14 protein-coding genes are annotated in these 15534 nt (G+C 72.2%); 12 read left to right on the forward strand and 2 right to left on the reverse strand.

The annotated features are described in order from the left end of the window. The first annotated feature begins 15 nt into the window (after window positions 1–15). The 11 genes from F5972_RS06865 to F5972_RS06915 all read left to right on the forward strand — a co-directional run bounded on the left by F5972_RS06865 (window position 16) and on the right by F5972_RS06915 (window position 10820). On the forward strand, window positions 16–861 hold the full coding sequence (locus F5972_RS06865; RefSeq protein ID WP_150932174.1) for a polysaccharide deacetylase family protein: 846 nt from the start codon (window positions 16–18) through the stop codon (window positions 859–861). Next, entirely contained in the window at window positions 845–2494 is a 1650-nt protein-coding gene (locus F5972_RS06870; protein ID WP_150932175.1) for a gamma-glutamyltransferase family protein, read from the forward strand. The genes F5972_RS06865 and F5972_RS06870 overlap by 17 nt, the downstream gene beginning before the upstream one ends. A 13-nt stretch (window positions 2495–2507) precedes the next feature. Beyond that, the gene (locus F5972_RS06875; protein ID WP_150932178.1) at window positions 2508–3323 is read left to right on the forward strand and encodes an SDR family NAD(P)-dependent oxidoreductase; all 816 of its coding nucleotides are present in this window, start codon (window positions 2508–2510) and stop codon (window positions 3321–3323) included. Beyond that, entirely contained in the window at window positions 3320–4060 is a 741-nt protein-coding gene (locus F5972_RS06880) for an ABC transporter ATP-binding protein (RefSeq protein WP_150932180.1), read from the forward strand. The genes F5972_RS06875 and F5972_RS06880 overlap by 4 nt, the downstream gene beginning before the upstream one ends. After that, window positions 4057–4788 carry an ABC transporter ATP-binding protein gene (locus F5972_RS06885; RefSeq protein ID WP_150932183.1) on the forward strand — a complete coding sequence of 244 codons (732 nt, stop codon included), beginning with the start codon at window positions 4057–4059 and terminating at the stop codon, window positions 4786–4788. The genes F5972_RS06880 and F5972_RS06885 overlap by 4 nt, the downstream gene beginning before the upstream one ends. Next, window positions 4775–5650: a branched-chain amino acid ABC transporter permease gene (locus F5972_RS06890; protein ID WP_150932185.1), complete on the forward strand. Its 876-nt coding sequence runs from the start codon at window positions 4775–4777 to the stop codon at window positions 5648–5650. The genes F5972_RS06885 and F5972_RS06890 overlap by 14 nt, the downstream gene beginning before the upstream one ends. Further along, a complete protein-coding gene (locus F5972_RS06895; RefSeq protein ID WP_150932187.1) occupies window positions 5647–6651 on the forward strand; it encodes a branched-chain amino acid ABC transporter permease in 1005 nt (334 codons plus the stop codon). The genes F5972_RS06890 and F5972_RS06895 overlap by 4 nt, the downstream gene beginning before the upstream one ends. Continuing rightward, window positions 6648–7973 carry an ArgE/DapE family deacylase gene (locus F5972_RS06900; protein WP_150932189.1) on the forward strand — a complete coding sequence of 442 codons (1326 nt, stop codon included), beginning with the start codon at window positions 6648–6650 and terminating at the stop codon, window positions 7971–7973. The genes F5972_RS06895 and F5972_RS06900 overlap by 4 nt, the downstream gene beginning before the upstream one ends. A 112-nt stretch (window positions 7974–8085) precedes the next feature. Continuing rightward, window positions 8086–8988: a MurR/RpiR family transcriptional regulator gene (locus F5972_RS06905; protein WP_150932192.1), complete on the forward strand. Its 903-nt coding sequence runs from the start codon at window positions 8086–8088 to the stop codon at window positions 8986–8988. Window positions 8989–9158: 170 nt separating this feature from the next. Next, complete coding sequence (locus tag F5972_RS06910) at window positions 9159–10115, forward strand: TIGR03885 family FMN-dependent LLM class oxidoreductase (RefSeq protein ID WP_150932194.1); 957 nt, start codon at window positions 9159–9161, stop codon at window positions 10113–10115. 108 nt (window positions 10116–10223) lie between these two features. Next, window positions 10224–10820 (forward strand): TOPRIM nucleotidyl transferase/hydrolase domain-containing protein, encoded by a 597-nt coding sequence (locus F5972_RS06915; protein ID WP_150932196.1) that lies wholly within the window; start codon window positions 10224–10226, stop codon window positions 10818–10820. Window positions 10821–10977: 157 nt separating this feature from the next. Here the strand turns inward: F5972_RS06915 and F5972_RS06920 are convergent, their stop codons facing one another. Then, entirely contained in the window at window positions 10978–11988 is a 1011-nt protein-coding gene (locus tag F5972_RS06920; protein WP_150932197.1) for a HEAT repeat domain-containing protein, read from the reverse strand. A 6-nt stretch (window positions 11989–11994) separates the two neighbouring features. Then, window positions 11995–12663, reverse strand: coding sequence for a HEAT repeat domain-containing protein (locus F5972_RS06925; RefSeq protein ID WP_150932199.1), 669 nt, complete (start codon window positions 12661–12663; stop codon window positions 11995–11997). Between the two features lie 258 nt (window positions 12664–12921). Here F5972_RS06925 and rph point away from each other — a divergent pair, with 258 nt between their 5' ends. Continuing rightward, entirely contained in the window at window positions 12922–15519 is a 2598-nt protein-coding gene (rph, locus tag F5972_RS06930; protein ID WP_225311260.1) for a rifamycin-inactivating phosphotransferase, read from the forward strand. The last annotated feature ends 15 nt before the right edge of the window (window positions 15520–15534 follow it).

A 15534-nucleotide genomic window follows, 5' to 3' on the forward strand; every position in this document is an offset into this window, starting at 1 on the left:
GCGAGGGACGCGAACATGACCGACAGCCTTCTGACGCTGCCGCCGGGCAAGCGGATGGCGGTGGCGCTGACCTTCGACTTCGACGCGCACTCGCCCTGGATGGGCACGGTGGGCCGCACCTCGCCGTCCTACCTGTCACGCGGCGACTTCGGCGCCGAGCAGGGCGTCCCCCGCCTGCTGGAACTGCTGGGCCGCCACGACCTGCCGGCCACCTGGGCCACCCCCGGCCACGACCTGGTGACCTTCCCGCACCGCATCGAGCAGATACTCGCCGCGGGGCACGAGATCGCCGCGCACGGCTGCTACCACGAGGTGGTGCCGAGCCTCGGGCCGGACGAGGAGCGGCGGCTGATGGAGGTGGCGCTCGGCCAGCACGAGCGCGTCGTGGGCCGCCGCCCGCGCGGGTATCGCTCCCCCGCCTGGGACTTCTCCGAGACCACCCTGGACCTGCTGGAGGAGTTCGGCTTCGACTGGGACAGCTCCCTGATGGGCCGGGAGTTCGAGCTGTACCGGCCACGCCGGGTCACCCTCAACTACGAGTCGGCCAACGAGTTCGGCCCCGAGAGCCGGATCATCGAGATCCCGGTCTCGTGGTACCTCGACGACTGGCCGTCGGTGGAGTACGTCGCGGGCGTCTCGGCGCTCGGACCGCACCGCGACATGGAGGACCGCTGGCACACCATCTTCCAGTACGCCCGCGAACGGGTGCCGGGCGCGGTGTACGTGCTCACCATGCACCCGCAGACGATCGGCCGCTCCCACCATCTGCTGGTCCTGGAAGGGCTGATCGAGCGGATGCTGGAGGCGGGCGACGTGTGGTTCGCGACCCTCAGCGAGATCGCCGATGCCTGGCGTGGCTGACCGGGGCGCCGCGTCCGGCGGCATGGTCACCGCTCCCGACCCGCGGGCAGCCCACGCCGGTGCCCTGATGCTGCGGGCCGGCGGCAGCGCCGTGGACGCCGCCGTCGCCACCGCCTTCGCGATCGGCGTGGTCGAGCCGTTCATGAGCGGGATCGGCGGCGGCGCCTGGCTGGTGGTGCGCGAGCCGGGTGCGCGTACCGCCACCACCGTCTGCGGTCCGATCCGGGCGCCCGGCCTGGCCACCGCGGACATGTTCCCGCTCGCGCCCGGCGCGGACGCCGCCGGCCTGTACGGCTGGCCGGCGGTGCGCGGCGAGGCCAACATCATCGGCCCGCTGTCGGTGGGCACACCGGGAGCGGTCGCCGCGCTGTGCCGGGCGCACGCCCGCTTCGGACGGCTGCCGCTGGCCGAGGTGCTGGCCCCCGCGATCGAACTGGCCGAGGAGGGCCACGAGACCAACTGGTTCGCCTCCTCGGCGATCTGCGCCGAGGCCCGCGCGCTTCGCGCGTACCCGGACAGTGCGGCGCTGTTCCTGCCCGGCGGGCTGCCGCTGCGCGGCCCGTCGCAGGGGCCGGGCGACCGGCTGGTCCAGCCCCGCCTGGCCGCGACCCTGCGCGACATCGCCGAAGGCGGCCCCGAGGCGTTCTACCGGGGCAGGGCCGGGCGGGCGATCGCCGCGTTCACCGGCGCGGCGGGCGGCGCGCTGCGGGAGGAGGACCTGGCCGGCTACGAGGCCGCCGAGGCCGAGATCGAGCCGGTGGCGATCGGCCCGCTGCGCGTGTACGGGCCGCTCGCCACCGGTGTGGTGAGCGTCGCCGAGGCGCTGCAGATCGTCGAGGCGGCGGGCCGGGCCGGCCTGGACCGGGGCCCCCGCCTGTGGGCGCGCGCCCTGTCCCGCGCCTTCGACGACCGGCTGCGCGAGGTGGGCACCGGGGAGGAGGAGGATCCGGCGTGGGCGCGCCTGGCCGGCGCCGAGCACGCCGAGGAGGTCGTCGCGGAGTGGACCGCCGGGCGCGGCACCGCGCGGCGGCCGCTCGCGGGCCCCGCCAGGGCCGGCTGCACCTCGCACCTGTCGGCGGTGGACGGCCGCGGCATGACGGTCTCGCTCACCCAGACGGTGCTCGACCTCTTCGGCTCCCGGATGGTGGAGCCGGAGACCGGCGTCGTGCTCAACGACGGGATGATGTACTTCGACCCGCGCCCCGGCCGCGTGACCAGCATCGCACCCGGGGCCGCCGGGCTCAGCGCGGTCAGCCCCGTCATCGTGACGGGCCCCGGCGGCGAGGCGGTGCTCGGCGCCTCGGGCGGACGGCGGATCATCTCGGCCGTCGCCCAGATCATCGCCCGCTGGCGCGACGGCGCCACCCTGCAGGACGCCGTGGACGCCCCCCGGCTGCACGCAGAGGGCACGCGGGTCTGGCTGGACCGCCGCGAGGAGCGGGCCGCCGCCGACCTGGCGGCGGCCGGACACGACGTGCGCGTCGTCGCCGAGGAGCCCACCACCTGGCATTTCGCCCGCCCCAACGGCATCGCGCGCCGCGAGGGGACGGGCTGGACGCCCGGCGTCGATCGTATGAAGCCCCACGGCGTGGGCGTCTGCCACGACGGCACAGCATCACTTCCAACGGACTGAGGGGATATCGCGGATGGCGAGGAGCACTCTTGCGGGCCGGCGGGCCCTGGTGACCGGCGCCGCGGGCGGGATCGGCGCGGCCGTCGCGCGCGGCCTGCTCGACGAGGGCGCCCAGGTGATGATCTCGGATGTGGACGCCGGGCGCGGCGAGCGCACAGCGCACGAGCTGAGCGGGAACGACGGGCCCGGCTGCGTCTTCCAGCGCGCCGACGTCTCCTCCGAGGAGGAGGTGACCGCGCTGGTCGCCCGGGCCGAGCGGGAGCTGGGCGGGCTGGACATCCTGGTCAACAACGCCGGAGTGGCCGAGAGCGGCGGCGGCGTGACCGGTGTGCCGGTCGCCGAGTGGCGCCGGGTGATGGACGTCAACGTGACCGGCACGTTTCTGTGCAGCAGGGCCGCGTTCCCGCTGCTGGCCCGGAGCGGCCACGGCGCGGTGGTCAACCTGTCGTCCATCTTCGGGGTGACCGGCCTGCCCGCCTTCCCCGCCTACTCCGCGTCGAAGGGCGCGATCGCCAACCTGACCAGGCAGCTCGCCGTCGAGGGCGGCCCGATGGGCATCCGGGTCAATGCCGTGCTCCCGGGCTACGTCGACAACGACATGGGCGACTCGCGCAGCCTGCTGAGCCCCGGCGACGCGGCGGAGGCGCTCCGGCAGCGGGAGGCGGCGGCCGCCCGCCAGCCGATCGCCCGTCAGTGCTCGACCGGCGAGATCGCCGCCGTGGTGACCTTCCTCGTCTCCCCGGCCGCGTCGTTCGTCACCGGCGTGCTGATGCCCGTGGACGGCGGGTTCCTCGCCCAGGGCGACTGGCGCGGACCGGAGGCGTCATGACCGCGCCCGTGCTGCTGGCCGCCGAGGAGGTGACCAAGTCCTTCGGCAGCCTGCTCGCCGTGGACGGGGTCTCCATCGAGGTGCGCCGCGGCGAGGTCTTCGGCCTGGCCGGCCCCAACGGCGCGGGCAAGAGCACGCTGTTCAACCTGCTGACCGGCATCCCGATCCGGCCCGACTCCGGAAAAGTGATCTTTGACGGGCAGGAGGTGCAGAACCGCTCGCCGCGCTGGATCGCCAAGGCGGGGCTCAAGCGCACCTTCCAGACCGAGGCGGTCTTCGAGTCGCTCAGTGTGCGGGACAACGTACGCGTCGGATCCGCCTACGGCGGCGCCGGGCGCACGGCACGCTGGGACCGGGCTCGCTGCGCCGAGGCCCTGGAACGGGTGGAGCTGGGCGGCGACTGGGACCGGCCGGCCGACGGGCTGTCGCTGATCGACCGCAAGCGCCTGATGATCGCCTGCGCGCTGGTGAGCGGGCCCTCCCTGTTGCTGCTCGACGAGCCCGCGGCCGGGCTGGACCCCGCGGACCAGGAGGCGCTGATCCGGCTGCTGGCCGGGATACACGCCACCGGCACCACGATGGTGATCATCGAGCATGTCCTGTCGGTGCTGGAGGCCCTGGCCGGACGGATGGCCGTGCTGGACAGCGGAAGGGTGATCGTGACCGGCGCCCCCGCCGAGGTGCTCACCGACCCCCGCGTCGTCGAGGCGTACCTCGGGCCGGGGGGCGGGCGATGAGCGACCTGCTGACCGTGACCGATCTGAGCGCGGGATACGGCCACTCGACCGTCCTGCGCGGGATCTCGCTGCGCGTCGGCGAGACCGAGGCCGTGGGACTGCTGGGTCCCAACGGCCACGGCAAGACCACGCTGCTGCGCTGCGTGTCCAACCTGCACCGGGCGGCTTCCGGCACCATCTCCTACGCGGGCCGCGACACGCGGGGCGACTCGCCCCGCGCCCTGGTCCGCCGCGGCCTGGTCCACATTCCCCAGGGCTCCCGGCTGTTCCCGCACCTCACCGTGGAGGAGGCGCTGCGCCTGTCGGCCGCCGCCAGCGGGCACGCGGCGAACTGGCGGGAGGGCCTGGAGCACGTCTTCTCCGTCTTTCCCCGCCTGAAGGAGCGCCGCGGGCAGCTCACCGGCACCCTGAGCGGCGGCGAGCGGCAGATGGCCAGCCTGGGCATGGGCCTGATGGCCCGGCCCACCCTGCTGATCCTCGACGAGCCCACGCTGGGCCTGTCGCCGAAAGTCAAGCATGAGCTGAGCGAGTGCATCATGCGCATCCGCGCCGAGGTGGCCTCGATCATCCTCGTGGACGGCGACATGGACCTCGTACTCGCTCTCACCGACCGTTACCACGTCGTGCTACACGGTGACATCGTGCACAGCGGCGCCTCCGACGCTTCGGTGGGCCGCGAGGAGATGATGTCGCTCTTCCTCGGAGGGTCCGCCGATGAGCGGCATTAGCGCCATCCTGACCAGCACGCTCGTCCTGGGCGGGCTCTACCTGCTCATGGCGGCGGGGCTCACGCTGATCTGGTCCACACTGCGGGTGTTCAACTTCGGGCACGGCGCGCTGCTGATGTTCGGGGCGTACCTGTCCTGGACGCTGCTGGAACGCGCCGGGCTGCCCCTGCTCATCGCCCTGGTGGGCGGAGTGCTGGCGATGGCCCTGGTCGGAGTGGTCTACGAGTTGCTGCTGGTCAGCCCGTTCATCCGGCGCCCGAACGGCGACATGCTGGTCATGGTGGCCACGCTGGCCGCCACCATGCTGCTGCAGAGCGGCGCGCTGCTGCTGTGGGGGCCGGAGATCAAGCAGATCCCGCGGCTCGGCTCGGCCAGGGTCGAGCTGGGCGGCGCGGTGGCCGAGGGCACCCAGCTCGTCACCATCGTGCTGGCGCCGGTACTGGTCGGCCTGCTGGCGCTGGTGCTCAAGCGCACCGGCATCGGGCTGACGGTGCGGGCGCTGGAGCAGAACCGCGAGCACGCCCAGCTCCTGGGCATCTCACCCCGCCGGGTCTACCTGTTCGTGGTGATCGTCGCGATCGGGCTGGCCGCGGTGGCCGGGGTGCTTCTGGGCAGCATCCGGTTCATCTCACCGGGCATGGGCGACGATCCGCTGCTGCGTGCCTTCGTGGTGCTCGCCTTCGGCGGCGCGGGCAGCCTCGGCGGCACCATCGCCGGCGCGTACGCCATCGGCCTGCTGGAGGCGGTGACCACCTACTACTTCGGGCTTTCGTGGAGCCCGGTCCTGGTGTTCCTCGCCATGATCGTCATCATGCTGGCCCGGCCCGAGGGTCTGCTGCGCAGCCAGGTGAGGAGCGCATGAGCGCCATGGGAAACGCGCGTGCCTGGTCCGGATGGACGCTCTACGCGATCGTGCTGTTCGTCCTTCCCATGGTCTTCACCGACCCGCACACCCGCCTGCTACTGATCCTGATCACGATGTACGGCATGCTCGCCCAGGGCTGGAACCTCACCCTGGGTTTCGCCGGAATCTTCAACTTCGCCCAGATCGCCTTCTTCGGGGTGGGCGCCTACACCGCGGGCATCCTGGCCACGCGGACCGGGATCGACCCCTGGCTGGCCCTGCCGATCTCCGGCGTCTCGGCCGTGCTGGCCTCGCTGGTGGCCTTCCTGCCGGTGCTGCGGCTGCGCGGCATCTACGTCGGCCTCGCGACCTATGTGTTCTCGCAGCTCTGTATCTACCTGGTGCTCGGCCAGGCGGGGCTGACCGGCGGCTCCAACGGCATCGTCGGCATCCCCCGGCTGACCCTGGGCGAGACCAGTCTGCGCGCCGACGGCCGCGTCGGCTACTACTACCTGGGCGCGGCGCTGCTGTTCGCCGCCACCCTCCTGGTGCGGCTCATCACCCGCTCCACGCTCGGCCTGTCGCTGCTGGCCATTCGCGACAACGAGGCACTGGCCACCAGTCGCGGCGTCTCCCGCGTGCGGCAGCATCTGATCGTCTTCATGATCGGGGCGGCGGTGGCCGGGGTCGCGGGCGGCTTCAACGCCTTCCTCAACGGCGTGGTCAGCACCGACGTGTTCGGCTTCGGCTACCTGACCCTGCTGCTCAGCATGATCTTCCTGGGCGGCAGCGGCAGCGTGTACGGCCCGATCGCGGGCGCCGTCGTGGTCACCGTGGTCGCCGACGCGTTGCAGGACGCCGGCGCCTGGCGGGACATCGCGATCGCCATGCTCATCCTGGTGGTCCTGTGGGTCGCGCCCAAGGGCCTGGCCGGCCTCGCCCGCTCCCTGCCCATCCCCCCGCTCCGCCGTGCCGGCGCGGCGGCCCCCACCCCGACCACAGTGAAGGAGAAGCGATGAACAGCCAGGACGGCGACGTCACCCGCAGGGTGCTCGACGAGGTGGACGGCCTGGCCACCCGCATGGTGGCCAGCCTCGCCGACGCCATCTCCGTGCCCAGCGTCAACCCCCGCTATCCCGGCCAGGAGTACGACAAGGTCGTCGGTGCCGAGGGCGACATGAGCGCGCTGCTGGCCCACCTCTACTCCGAGGCGGGCGCCGGCGTCACCAATGTGACCATGGAGCGTGGCAGGGACAACGCGGTCGGCGTCGTGCCCGGCGCGGGCGGCGGACGCTCGCTGCTGCTCAACGGGCACGTCGACGTGGTACCCGCAGGCAGGCTCGACCGCTGGAACGGCGATCCGTTCCGGGCGGTGGTCACCGACGACACCGTCATCGGGCGCGGGGCGACCGACATGAAGGGCGGCCTGGTCGCCGCCGCGTACGCCGCCGTCGCGCTGCGCCGCGCGGGCGTGCGGCTCGCCGGCGACCTGGTGCTGCAGGCGGTCGTCGGCGAGGAGGTCGGCGACCACGAGGCCGGCACCACGGCGGTGCTGGAGGCCGGGTTCGGCGCCGACGCGGCGATCGTGTGCGAGCCCTCCGGCCAGGCCGGCACCCTGCCCGCGTCGGTGCCGGTGACGCCCGGCCTGCTGTGGTTCTCCATCACCATGGAGGGCAAGACCGCGCACTCGGGGCTGCGCGGCATGACCGTGCACCCCACGCTGGAGGGCGACGCGCTGGGCGTCAACACGGTGGACAAGTTCTGGATCGTCTACCAGGCGCTGCGCGCGCTGGAGGACGAGTGGGCCCGGCACGACAGGCACCCGCTGTTCCCGCCCGGCTACTTCAACCTGCTGCCCGGAGTGCTGCGGGCCAACCCGTCCGGCATCCTGGTGCCGTTCTTCCTGGCCGACGAGCTGACCGTGGAGTACTGCGTCTACCACCACCCGGACCGCTCCAACGAGGAGGTCATGGCCGAGATCGAGTCGCGGGTCGCCGACGCGTGCCGGCAGGACCCATGGCTGCGCGCCCACCCGCCCGTGTTCGACTGGAAGCTGCTGTGGCCGCCGTACGCGCTGCCCGGCGACGCGCCGATCGGCGCCGCGCTGGCCTCCGCCCATACGGCCGCGGCCGGGCAGGCCCCCGTGACCACCGGGTTCATGGGAGTGTGCGACCTGACCTGGATGGACCGCAAGGGGATCGGCGGCCTGGTGTACGGCCCCGGCGTGGGCTACACGGCGCACGCCGAGAACGAGTACGTCGAGATCGCCCAGCTCGTGCAGTCGGCCAAGACCTACGCGATCACCGCGATAAACTGGTGCGGCCTGGCGGAGACCGGGTGATCGCGGATCGCACCGTGCTCCCGTCCGTGCGAGGATCCCTTGTGCGACCGGGCCGCGCAGGGCTCCGCCGAGCCGGCGACCCGTGGTGACCGGTTATGCCGAAGGAGGCAGCGTGCCCGGCCCGACAGAGCCGCGTACCGTCGCGGCCCAGCTCCGCGACGCGCTTCCGCAACTCCCCCGGGCCGAGCAGCGCGTCGCCCGCGCGCTGCTGGCCAACTACCCCACTGCGGGGCTGGAGCCGCTCACGACCGTGGCCACGCTGGCGCAGTCCAGCCCGGCCACGGTGCTGCGGCTGGCCTACCGGCTGGGGTTCCAGGGCTATCCGGAGTTGCAGCAGGTACTCAAGCGCGAGACCCAGCAGCGCTACTCCTCCCCGCTCACCCAGTACGACGAGCCGGTCGGCGAGGACGGCGAGGCCAACGACGACGCCGGGGTGCTCGGGCGTTCCCGCCGGGTGCTGCTGGAGGCCACCGCGATGACCTTCGACCAGCTCCCCGAGGGCGAGCTGGTCAAGGCGGCCGAGTTACTGGCCGATTCCGCCCGCCGCGTGTCGGCGGCCGGAGGCCGGTTCAGCACGATCCTGGCGCACTATCTCATCGCGCACCTGCACCAGCTACGCCCGAACGCCACCTACATCAGCGGCTCCACGGCCGACCACGCGGTGCACCTGCTCGACATGGGCCGGCGCGACGTGCTGGTGCTGTTCGACTACCGGCGCTACCAGCGCGAGTCGATCGCCTTCGCCCGCGCGGCGGCGGCCCGCAACGTGAAGATCATCCTGTTCACCGATCCGTGGCTGTCCCCGGCCGCGGCGGTGGCCGACGTGGTGCTGCCGGGCCAGGTGCGCTCGCCGTCGCCGTTCGACTCGCTCACCCCCGCGGTGGCGCTCATCGAGACCCTGATCGCGGCGGTGGTCGAGCAGCTCGGCGAGACCGGCAGGGCACGCGTCGCCAAGTACGACCAGATGGCCGACGATGTTCTCCGCGCGGAGGACACCGGCCCGCAGCCGGTCTGACCGCCGCACCTGGGCGCCGCCCGCGGCAGGGGACGTCGCGAAGCGGGCGGGTAGGCCGGTAGCCGGGCTGCGGCTCAGCCGTCTCCGCCGGTATGGCCAGTATGGCCGGTTAGCCCAGAATGGCCCCGGCGGCGGTTGGGCCGGGCTCCGCGGGGGTAGCAGCGCGGCGCATGACGGAGTATGGAATCCACGCCTCCCACGAGCAGATCCCGCCCGCCGACCTTCTCACCGCGATGATCGCCGCCGAGCGTGCCGGCTTCGACGGCGCCATGTGTTCCGACCACTTCTCCCCCTGGAGCGAACGTCAGGGCGAGTCGGCCTTCGCCTGGTCCTGGCTCGGCGCCGCCCTGCAGGCCACCGGGCTCACCTTCGGCGTCGTGAACGCCCCCGGGCAGCGCTACCACCCGGCGATCGTCGCCCAGGCGATCGGCACCCTCGGCGCGATGTTCCCGGGCCGGTTCTGGGCCGCGCTCGGCAGCGGCGAGTACAGCAACGAGCACATCACCGGCGAGCAGTGGCCGCGCAAGGAGGTCCGCGACGCCCGCCTGCGCGAGTGCGTGGACGTCATCCGCGACCTGCTCGACGGAAAGACGGTCACCCATGACGGTCTGGTGACCGTCGACCGCGCCCGCCTGTGGACCCGCCCGGACACCCCGCCGCCGCTGATCGGCGCGGCGGTGAGCACCGGTACGGCGGCCCGGTGCGCGGAGTGGGCGGACGGCCTGGTCACCGTCAACGCCCCCGAGAGCCACCTGCGCGAGATGATCGCGGCGTACCGCGACGCGGGCGGACGCGGGCCGGTCTGCCTGCAGGTCCACCTGAGCTGGGCGCCGACCGAGGAGGAGGCGGAGGCGATCGCCCACGACCAGTGGCGCAGCAACGTCTTCGGCCCGCCGGTCTCCTGGGACCTGGAACTGGTGGAGCACTTCGACGTGGTCTCCGAGCACGTGACCGTCGAGCAGGTGCGTGGCGTGGTCAACGTCTCCGCCGACCTCGACCGGCACATCGACTGGCTGCGCGGCTACGCCGATCTGGGCTTCGACCGCATCTACCTGCACCATGTGGGCCAGGACCTGCTGCCGTTCATCGACACCTTCGGCGCCAAGGTCCTGCCCGCGCTGCGCTGACGTCCGGCGGCCGCCACCCGTCGTACGGCGGGGGGCGGTCCGCCTGCGGGAGCCCTGCACCGGAAAAAGGGGTACGAAACTCCCCGCATGAGGTGCCAGGCTGAGCGGATGACCCGTACGCACACCGTGGTCCTGGTCGAGGGGATCAGCGACAGGTCGGCCGTCGAGGCGCTGGCCGCCCGCCGTGGCCGGGACCTCGCCGCCGAGGGCGTCTCCCTGGTGGCGATGGGCGGCGCCACGAACATCGGGACGTACATCGGCAGGTTCGGCCCTCCCGGACGCGATCTGCGGCTGGCCGGCCTGTGCGACGCCGGTGAGGAGGGCGCCTTCCGGAGGGCGCTCGAACGCGCGGGCCTCGGGACCGGTCTCACTTCCGGTCTCGGGTCCGGTCTCGCATCCGGTCGCGGCAGGAGCGATCTGGAGGCGCTCGGGTTCTTCGTGTGCGTGGCCGACCTGGAAGACGAGCTGATCCGCGCCCTCGGCACCGCGGCGGTGGAACGCGTCATCGAGGCCGGGGGCGAGCTCGGGTCGTTCCGGACACTCCAGAAGCAACCCGGATGGCGCGGGCGCAGCACGCACGACCAGCTACGGCGTTTCATGGGAGCAGGCAGCGGCCGCAAGATCCGCTACTCGGGCCCGCTCGTCACGGCACTGGACCCCGATCGCGTCCCGCGCCCACTGGACGCGCTGCTGGCCCACCTGTGAGCCGCTCGCTCACGCGAACGAGCCGCCCTTGCCAGTCCGCCCCTGCCGGCCCCGCGCCGGGCCGAGCCGACCGTGGCGACGGCCGGGATCCTGGGCGTGGTCTCGTCGGGCCCGGACGGGGACCGGAGCGCGGGCGGCACGAATCGGCATGCCGCCGTTATCGATGCCCCTCGTCGCGCAGCGTGAGAACGTATGTCGCGGTGAGCGCGACGGCACGGTCCTCGTCCTGGGACAGGTCCGCGAGGGCGCGTGACGTCGTGGGCCCGGGGATGTCCGCGAGCGCCTGCGCCAGCCGCAGACGTGCGGACGGGTCGGCGGCGCCGTGGGCGAGACGGCCGGCGAGCCCGGTGGCTATCTGGTCCGCCAGCCCGGGATCACTCGCCAGCGTGCCCAGCGCGTCGGCCGCGTCGACGTCGTTCACCCCCTCAATGATCATGTCGATGAGCGTCGGGACCGCTTCGGCCACTCCACGTGCTCCGAGCGCCAGAGCCGCACATCTGCGGACCACGATGTCGCTGTTGGTGAGGGCGTCGCGCAGCGATGCGGTCGCCGCGCCGTCCGGAATCTCGGCGATGGACTGGACGGCCCGTTTCCGTACGTCGGCCACCGGTGAGCCGAGGCCCTCCGCCAGGAGTTCCACCGCGCCGTCGCCCGATCGCGCCAGAGCCCATCGAAGCGTTCCGGCGACGTTCGGGTCCGTCTCGCTCAGCGCCGCCTCGACCAGAGCCTCCACCGGCACCTGAACCTCTTCGGCCGAGGACAGGGCCGCGCGCTGGCGCTTCCCGGCGCTGTCCGACCCGAGGGCCTGCAGGAGCGCCACGATTCGGAGGACGTCCTCCCAGTCGGCGGGACCCGCGGCGCCGATCCGGCGCAGTCGCGTGAGCAGTTCCGTCTCGGCCGCGATACGTTCCCGCGACTGGCGGATGAGGTCGTCGACGAGCTCCGAGGGCGCGAAGCCGGGATCGTCCAGCGCTCGCCCGACGTCGCGCAGCGACAGCCCCAACGACCGCAGGCTCTCGATATGGAAGATCCGCCGGATGTCCTCGCCGGAGTACTCCCGATAGCCGGACTCGGTGCGGCCCGTCGGCCGCACCAGGCCGAGCGACTCGTAATGCCTGAGCATCCGGGCGCTGACCCCGGACCGTCGTGCGACGTCACCGATCAACACGGCCTGTCATCCCTCCTGGCCCCCCGTGCCGAGGACCGCGACGCGCTTCGCCTCCTCGATCGCGAACTCGAACCCCGCGTCCGGGTCGCGCAGCAGCCGTTCCGTGGCGTTCGCGTGCTGACGTACGCGAGGGTCGCGGCTCGTCATCGCGGCGCGCAGGGCCGGCGTGATCACCTCGCCGAGCGCGACCAGTGCCCGGCTGAGGCTCAGCTGCGTCTCGCGGCCGCCACGTCCGAGCTGTGTCGCCAGCACTCCGGCCAATTGGGCTTCCTCACCTTCGGGCACGAGTACGACCGCCGCTCGCCAGGCGCTCCGCGCCACCTCGTCGTCGCCGTCGGTCAGCAGCGCCCGTGTGATCGCCGGCCAGGCCCGCCGATCCCCGATCTTGGACAGCGTGTGCAACGCCTGGCTTCGTGCCTGCGCACGCTCCGAGCGCAGTTCGCCGACGAGCGCCGGCACCGTCGTCGTCGGCGAGTGGCGGGTGAGCGCCCAGGTGAGCATGTCGCGCACGTAGAAATCGGGCTCGATCGCGCATCGTTCGACGAGCTTGCCGACGAACCGCGGGTCAGGGGTCGTACCGACCGCGAGCACCGCCCGCAGCCGCACCGACGAGCTGCCGCTCTCCAGCCCCTGGAGAGCTCGCGTCGTGGTCGTGTCCTCTTCTGGCGTGGTCATCGGGATCGCCTCCTTGGCCACAGTGAAGGCCTTGCCACTGTGTCAAGGTCAAGCGGGGCCACGCCACGAGATGTCTGCGGGCCGATACCGGCGGTTCAGTCCGGGTGCCGGGGGGATGTCGGGGTTCGCACGACCGCACTACTCCCCTCCAGTTTCACTGTATAGCAGATCGGCGAACCTCATGAGGCTCAAAAAATTGCTTCATACTGCCCGTCGCGAACCGATCCGACGAGCGATGGAGCGACGGAATTGCGCTACGTGATGGGTTTCCAGCAAATCGACTCGACGAATGTCGCGGAGGTCGGCGGAAAGGGGGTGCACCTGGGCGAGCTGTCGCGAATCGACGGCATCCGCGTGCCGGACGGCTTCTGCGTCACGACGGACGCCTTTCAGCGCATCGTGGCCGAGGCGCCGTCGATCGACGCCCAGCTCGACCTGCTGTCCCGCGTACGACCGGACGACCGCGCGGAGATCCGTACCCTGAGCGCGGATGTCCGCCGCGTCGTCGAAGGCGTCGCGATTCCCGACGATCTTGTGGCGGCGATCGGCGAATCGCTCGCCCGGCTCGGGGACGACGCCGCCTACGCGGTGCGCTCCAGCGCGACGGCCGAGGACCTGCCGACCGCGTCCTTCGCCGGCCAGCAGGACTCGTACCTGAACATCGTGGGCCTGGCGGAGATCCTCCGGCACGTCCGGCGGTGCTGGGCCTCGCTGTTCACCGAGCGGGCGGTGACCTACCGGCTCCGTAACGGCTTCGACCACCGGAAGGTGCGGATGGCCGTGGTCGTCCAGCGAATGGTGTTCCCGGACGCGGCCGGGATCCTGTTCACCGCGGACCCTGTCACCTCGAACCGGAAGATCGCCACCGTGGAGGCCGGTTGGGGGCTCGGCGAGGCGCTCGTCTCCGGTCTGGTCACCGGCGACGTCTACACGGTGCGCGACGACCAGGTTGTGGCCACGACCCTCGCCGCCAAGCCGCAGTCCGTCCAGGCGTCGCCGGAGGGCGGTACGCAGGAGGTGCCGGTCGAGCCGGAGCGGCAGACGCGGCCGGCCCTGACCGATGCGCAGGTCGTCCGCCTGGTGCGGCTGGGCCGGCGGATCGAAGCGCACTTCGGCCGGCCGCAGGACATCGAATGGTGCCTGGCCGGCGACGAGTTCCACATCGTCCAGAGCCGACCGATCACCACCCTGTTCCCCGTTCCCGTGACCGACGACCAGGACAACCACCTCTACGTCTCCGTCGGTCACCAGCAGATGATGACCGACGCGATGAAGCCGCTGGGGCTCTCCCTGTGGCAGCTGACGACCCCCCGGCCGATGCACGAGGCGGGCGGGCGGTTGTTCGTCGACGTCGCTCCCATCCTGGCGACACCCGCGGGCCGCGCGAACCTCATCGGGACCCTGGGGAGGTCCGACCCGCTCATCCGGGACGCGCTGCAGAGCGTCGTCGACCGCGGCGACTTCCTCCGCTCGCTTCCGGACGACGACTCCGGCGGTGCGCCCGCCGGCGGCCCGCCCGCCCCGATCGAGACCGACCCCGCCGTCGTCACCGAGCTGATCCGGCGCGGTCAGGAGTCCGTCGCCACCCTGCGGCGCGAGATCCGGGGCCTCTCCGGCCCGGCGCTGCTCGACTTCATCCTGGCCGACATCGCGGAGCTGAAGCGCGTCCTGTTCGACCCGCGGAGCATCCAGGTGATCATGGCGGGGATGGAGGCGGCCTGGTGGCTCAACGACCACCTCGAGACGTGGCTGGGCGAGAAGAACGCGGCCGACGTGCTCACGCAGTCGGTCGCTCACAACGTCACGTCGGAGATGGGGCTGGCGCTCCTCGACGTCGCGGACGCGATCCGGCCGTACGCGGACGTCGTGGCGTTCCTGCAGCGCGTCGCGGACGAAGGCCGGGAGGGAGACGGCTTCCTCGACGAGCTGACCGGGCTGCCCGGCGGCCGGGAAGCGCGTGACGCCATCCGGGCCTACCTCGACGAGTACGGCATGCGCTGCACGGGCGAGATCGACATCACCAGGACGCGCTGGAGCGAGCGACCCGCCACGCTCGTGCCCAGCATCCTCGGCAACGTCAGGAACTTCGAGCCGGGCGCCGGCAAGCGACGCTTCGAACAAGGACGCCAGGAGGCACTGCGGAAAGAGCAGGACCTGCTGACGCGGTTGCGCGCCCTACCGGACGGGGAGCAGAAGGCCGAGGAGACCAAGCGGATGATCGACCGCGTCCGCACCTTCGCCGGATACCGGGAGTATCCCAAGTACGGCATGGTCAGCCGCTACTTCGTCTACAAGCAGGCGTTGCTGCGGGAGGCCGATCGCCTCGTTCAGTCCGGCGTCCTGCGGGAGAAGGACGACATCTTCTTCCTCAGGTTCGAGGAACTGCGTGAGGTCGTACGCACCGACGACGTGGACGCCGAACTCATCCTGGAAAGACGGGAGGCGTTCCGGTCGTACGAGGCGCTCACGCCGCCCCGGGTCCTCACGTCGGACGGCGAGGCCGTCACCGGCCGGTATCTGCGTGACGACGCCCCGCCCGGCGCACTGGTGGGCCTGCCGGTCTCGGCCGGGACCGTCGAAGGCCGTGCGCGCGTCGTCCTGGACATGGCGCAGGCCGACCTCGATGCGGGCGACATCCTGGTCACCACCTACACCGACCCCAGCTGGACCCCCCTGTTCGTCTCCGTCGCCGGACTGGTGACGGAGGTGGGCGGCCTCATGACGCACGGAGCGGTGATCGCGCGAGAGTACGGCCTGCCGGCCGTCGTGGGAGTGGAGCAGGCCACCCGGTTGATCCGCGACGGCCAGCGGATCCGCGTCCACGGAACCGACGGGTACGTCGAACTCCTCGACTGAACCGAGGAAAGCCCT

The sequence above is a fragment of the Microbispora cellulosiformans genome, from assembly GCF_008728085.1.
In the GTDB taxonomy this organism is placed as follows: Bacteria; Actinomycetota; Actinomycetes; order Streptosporangiales; family Streptosporangiaceae; genus Microbispora; species Microbispora amethystogenes.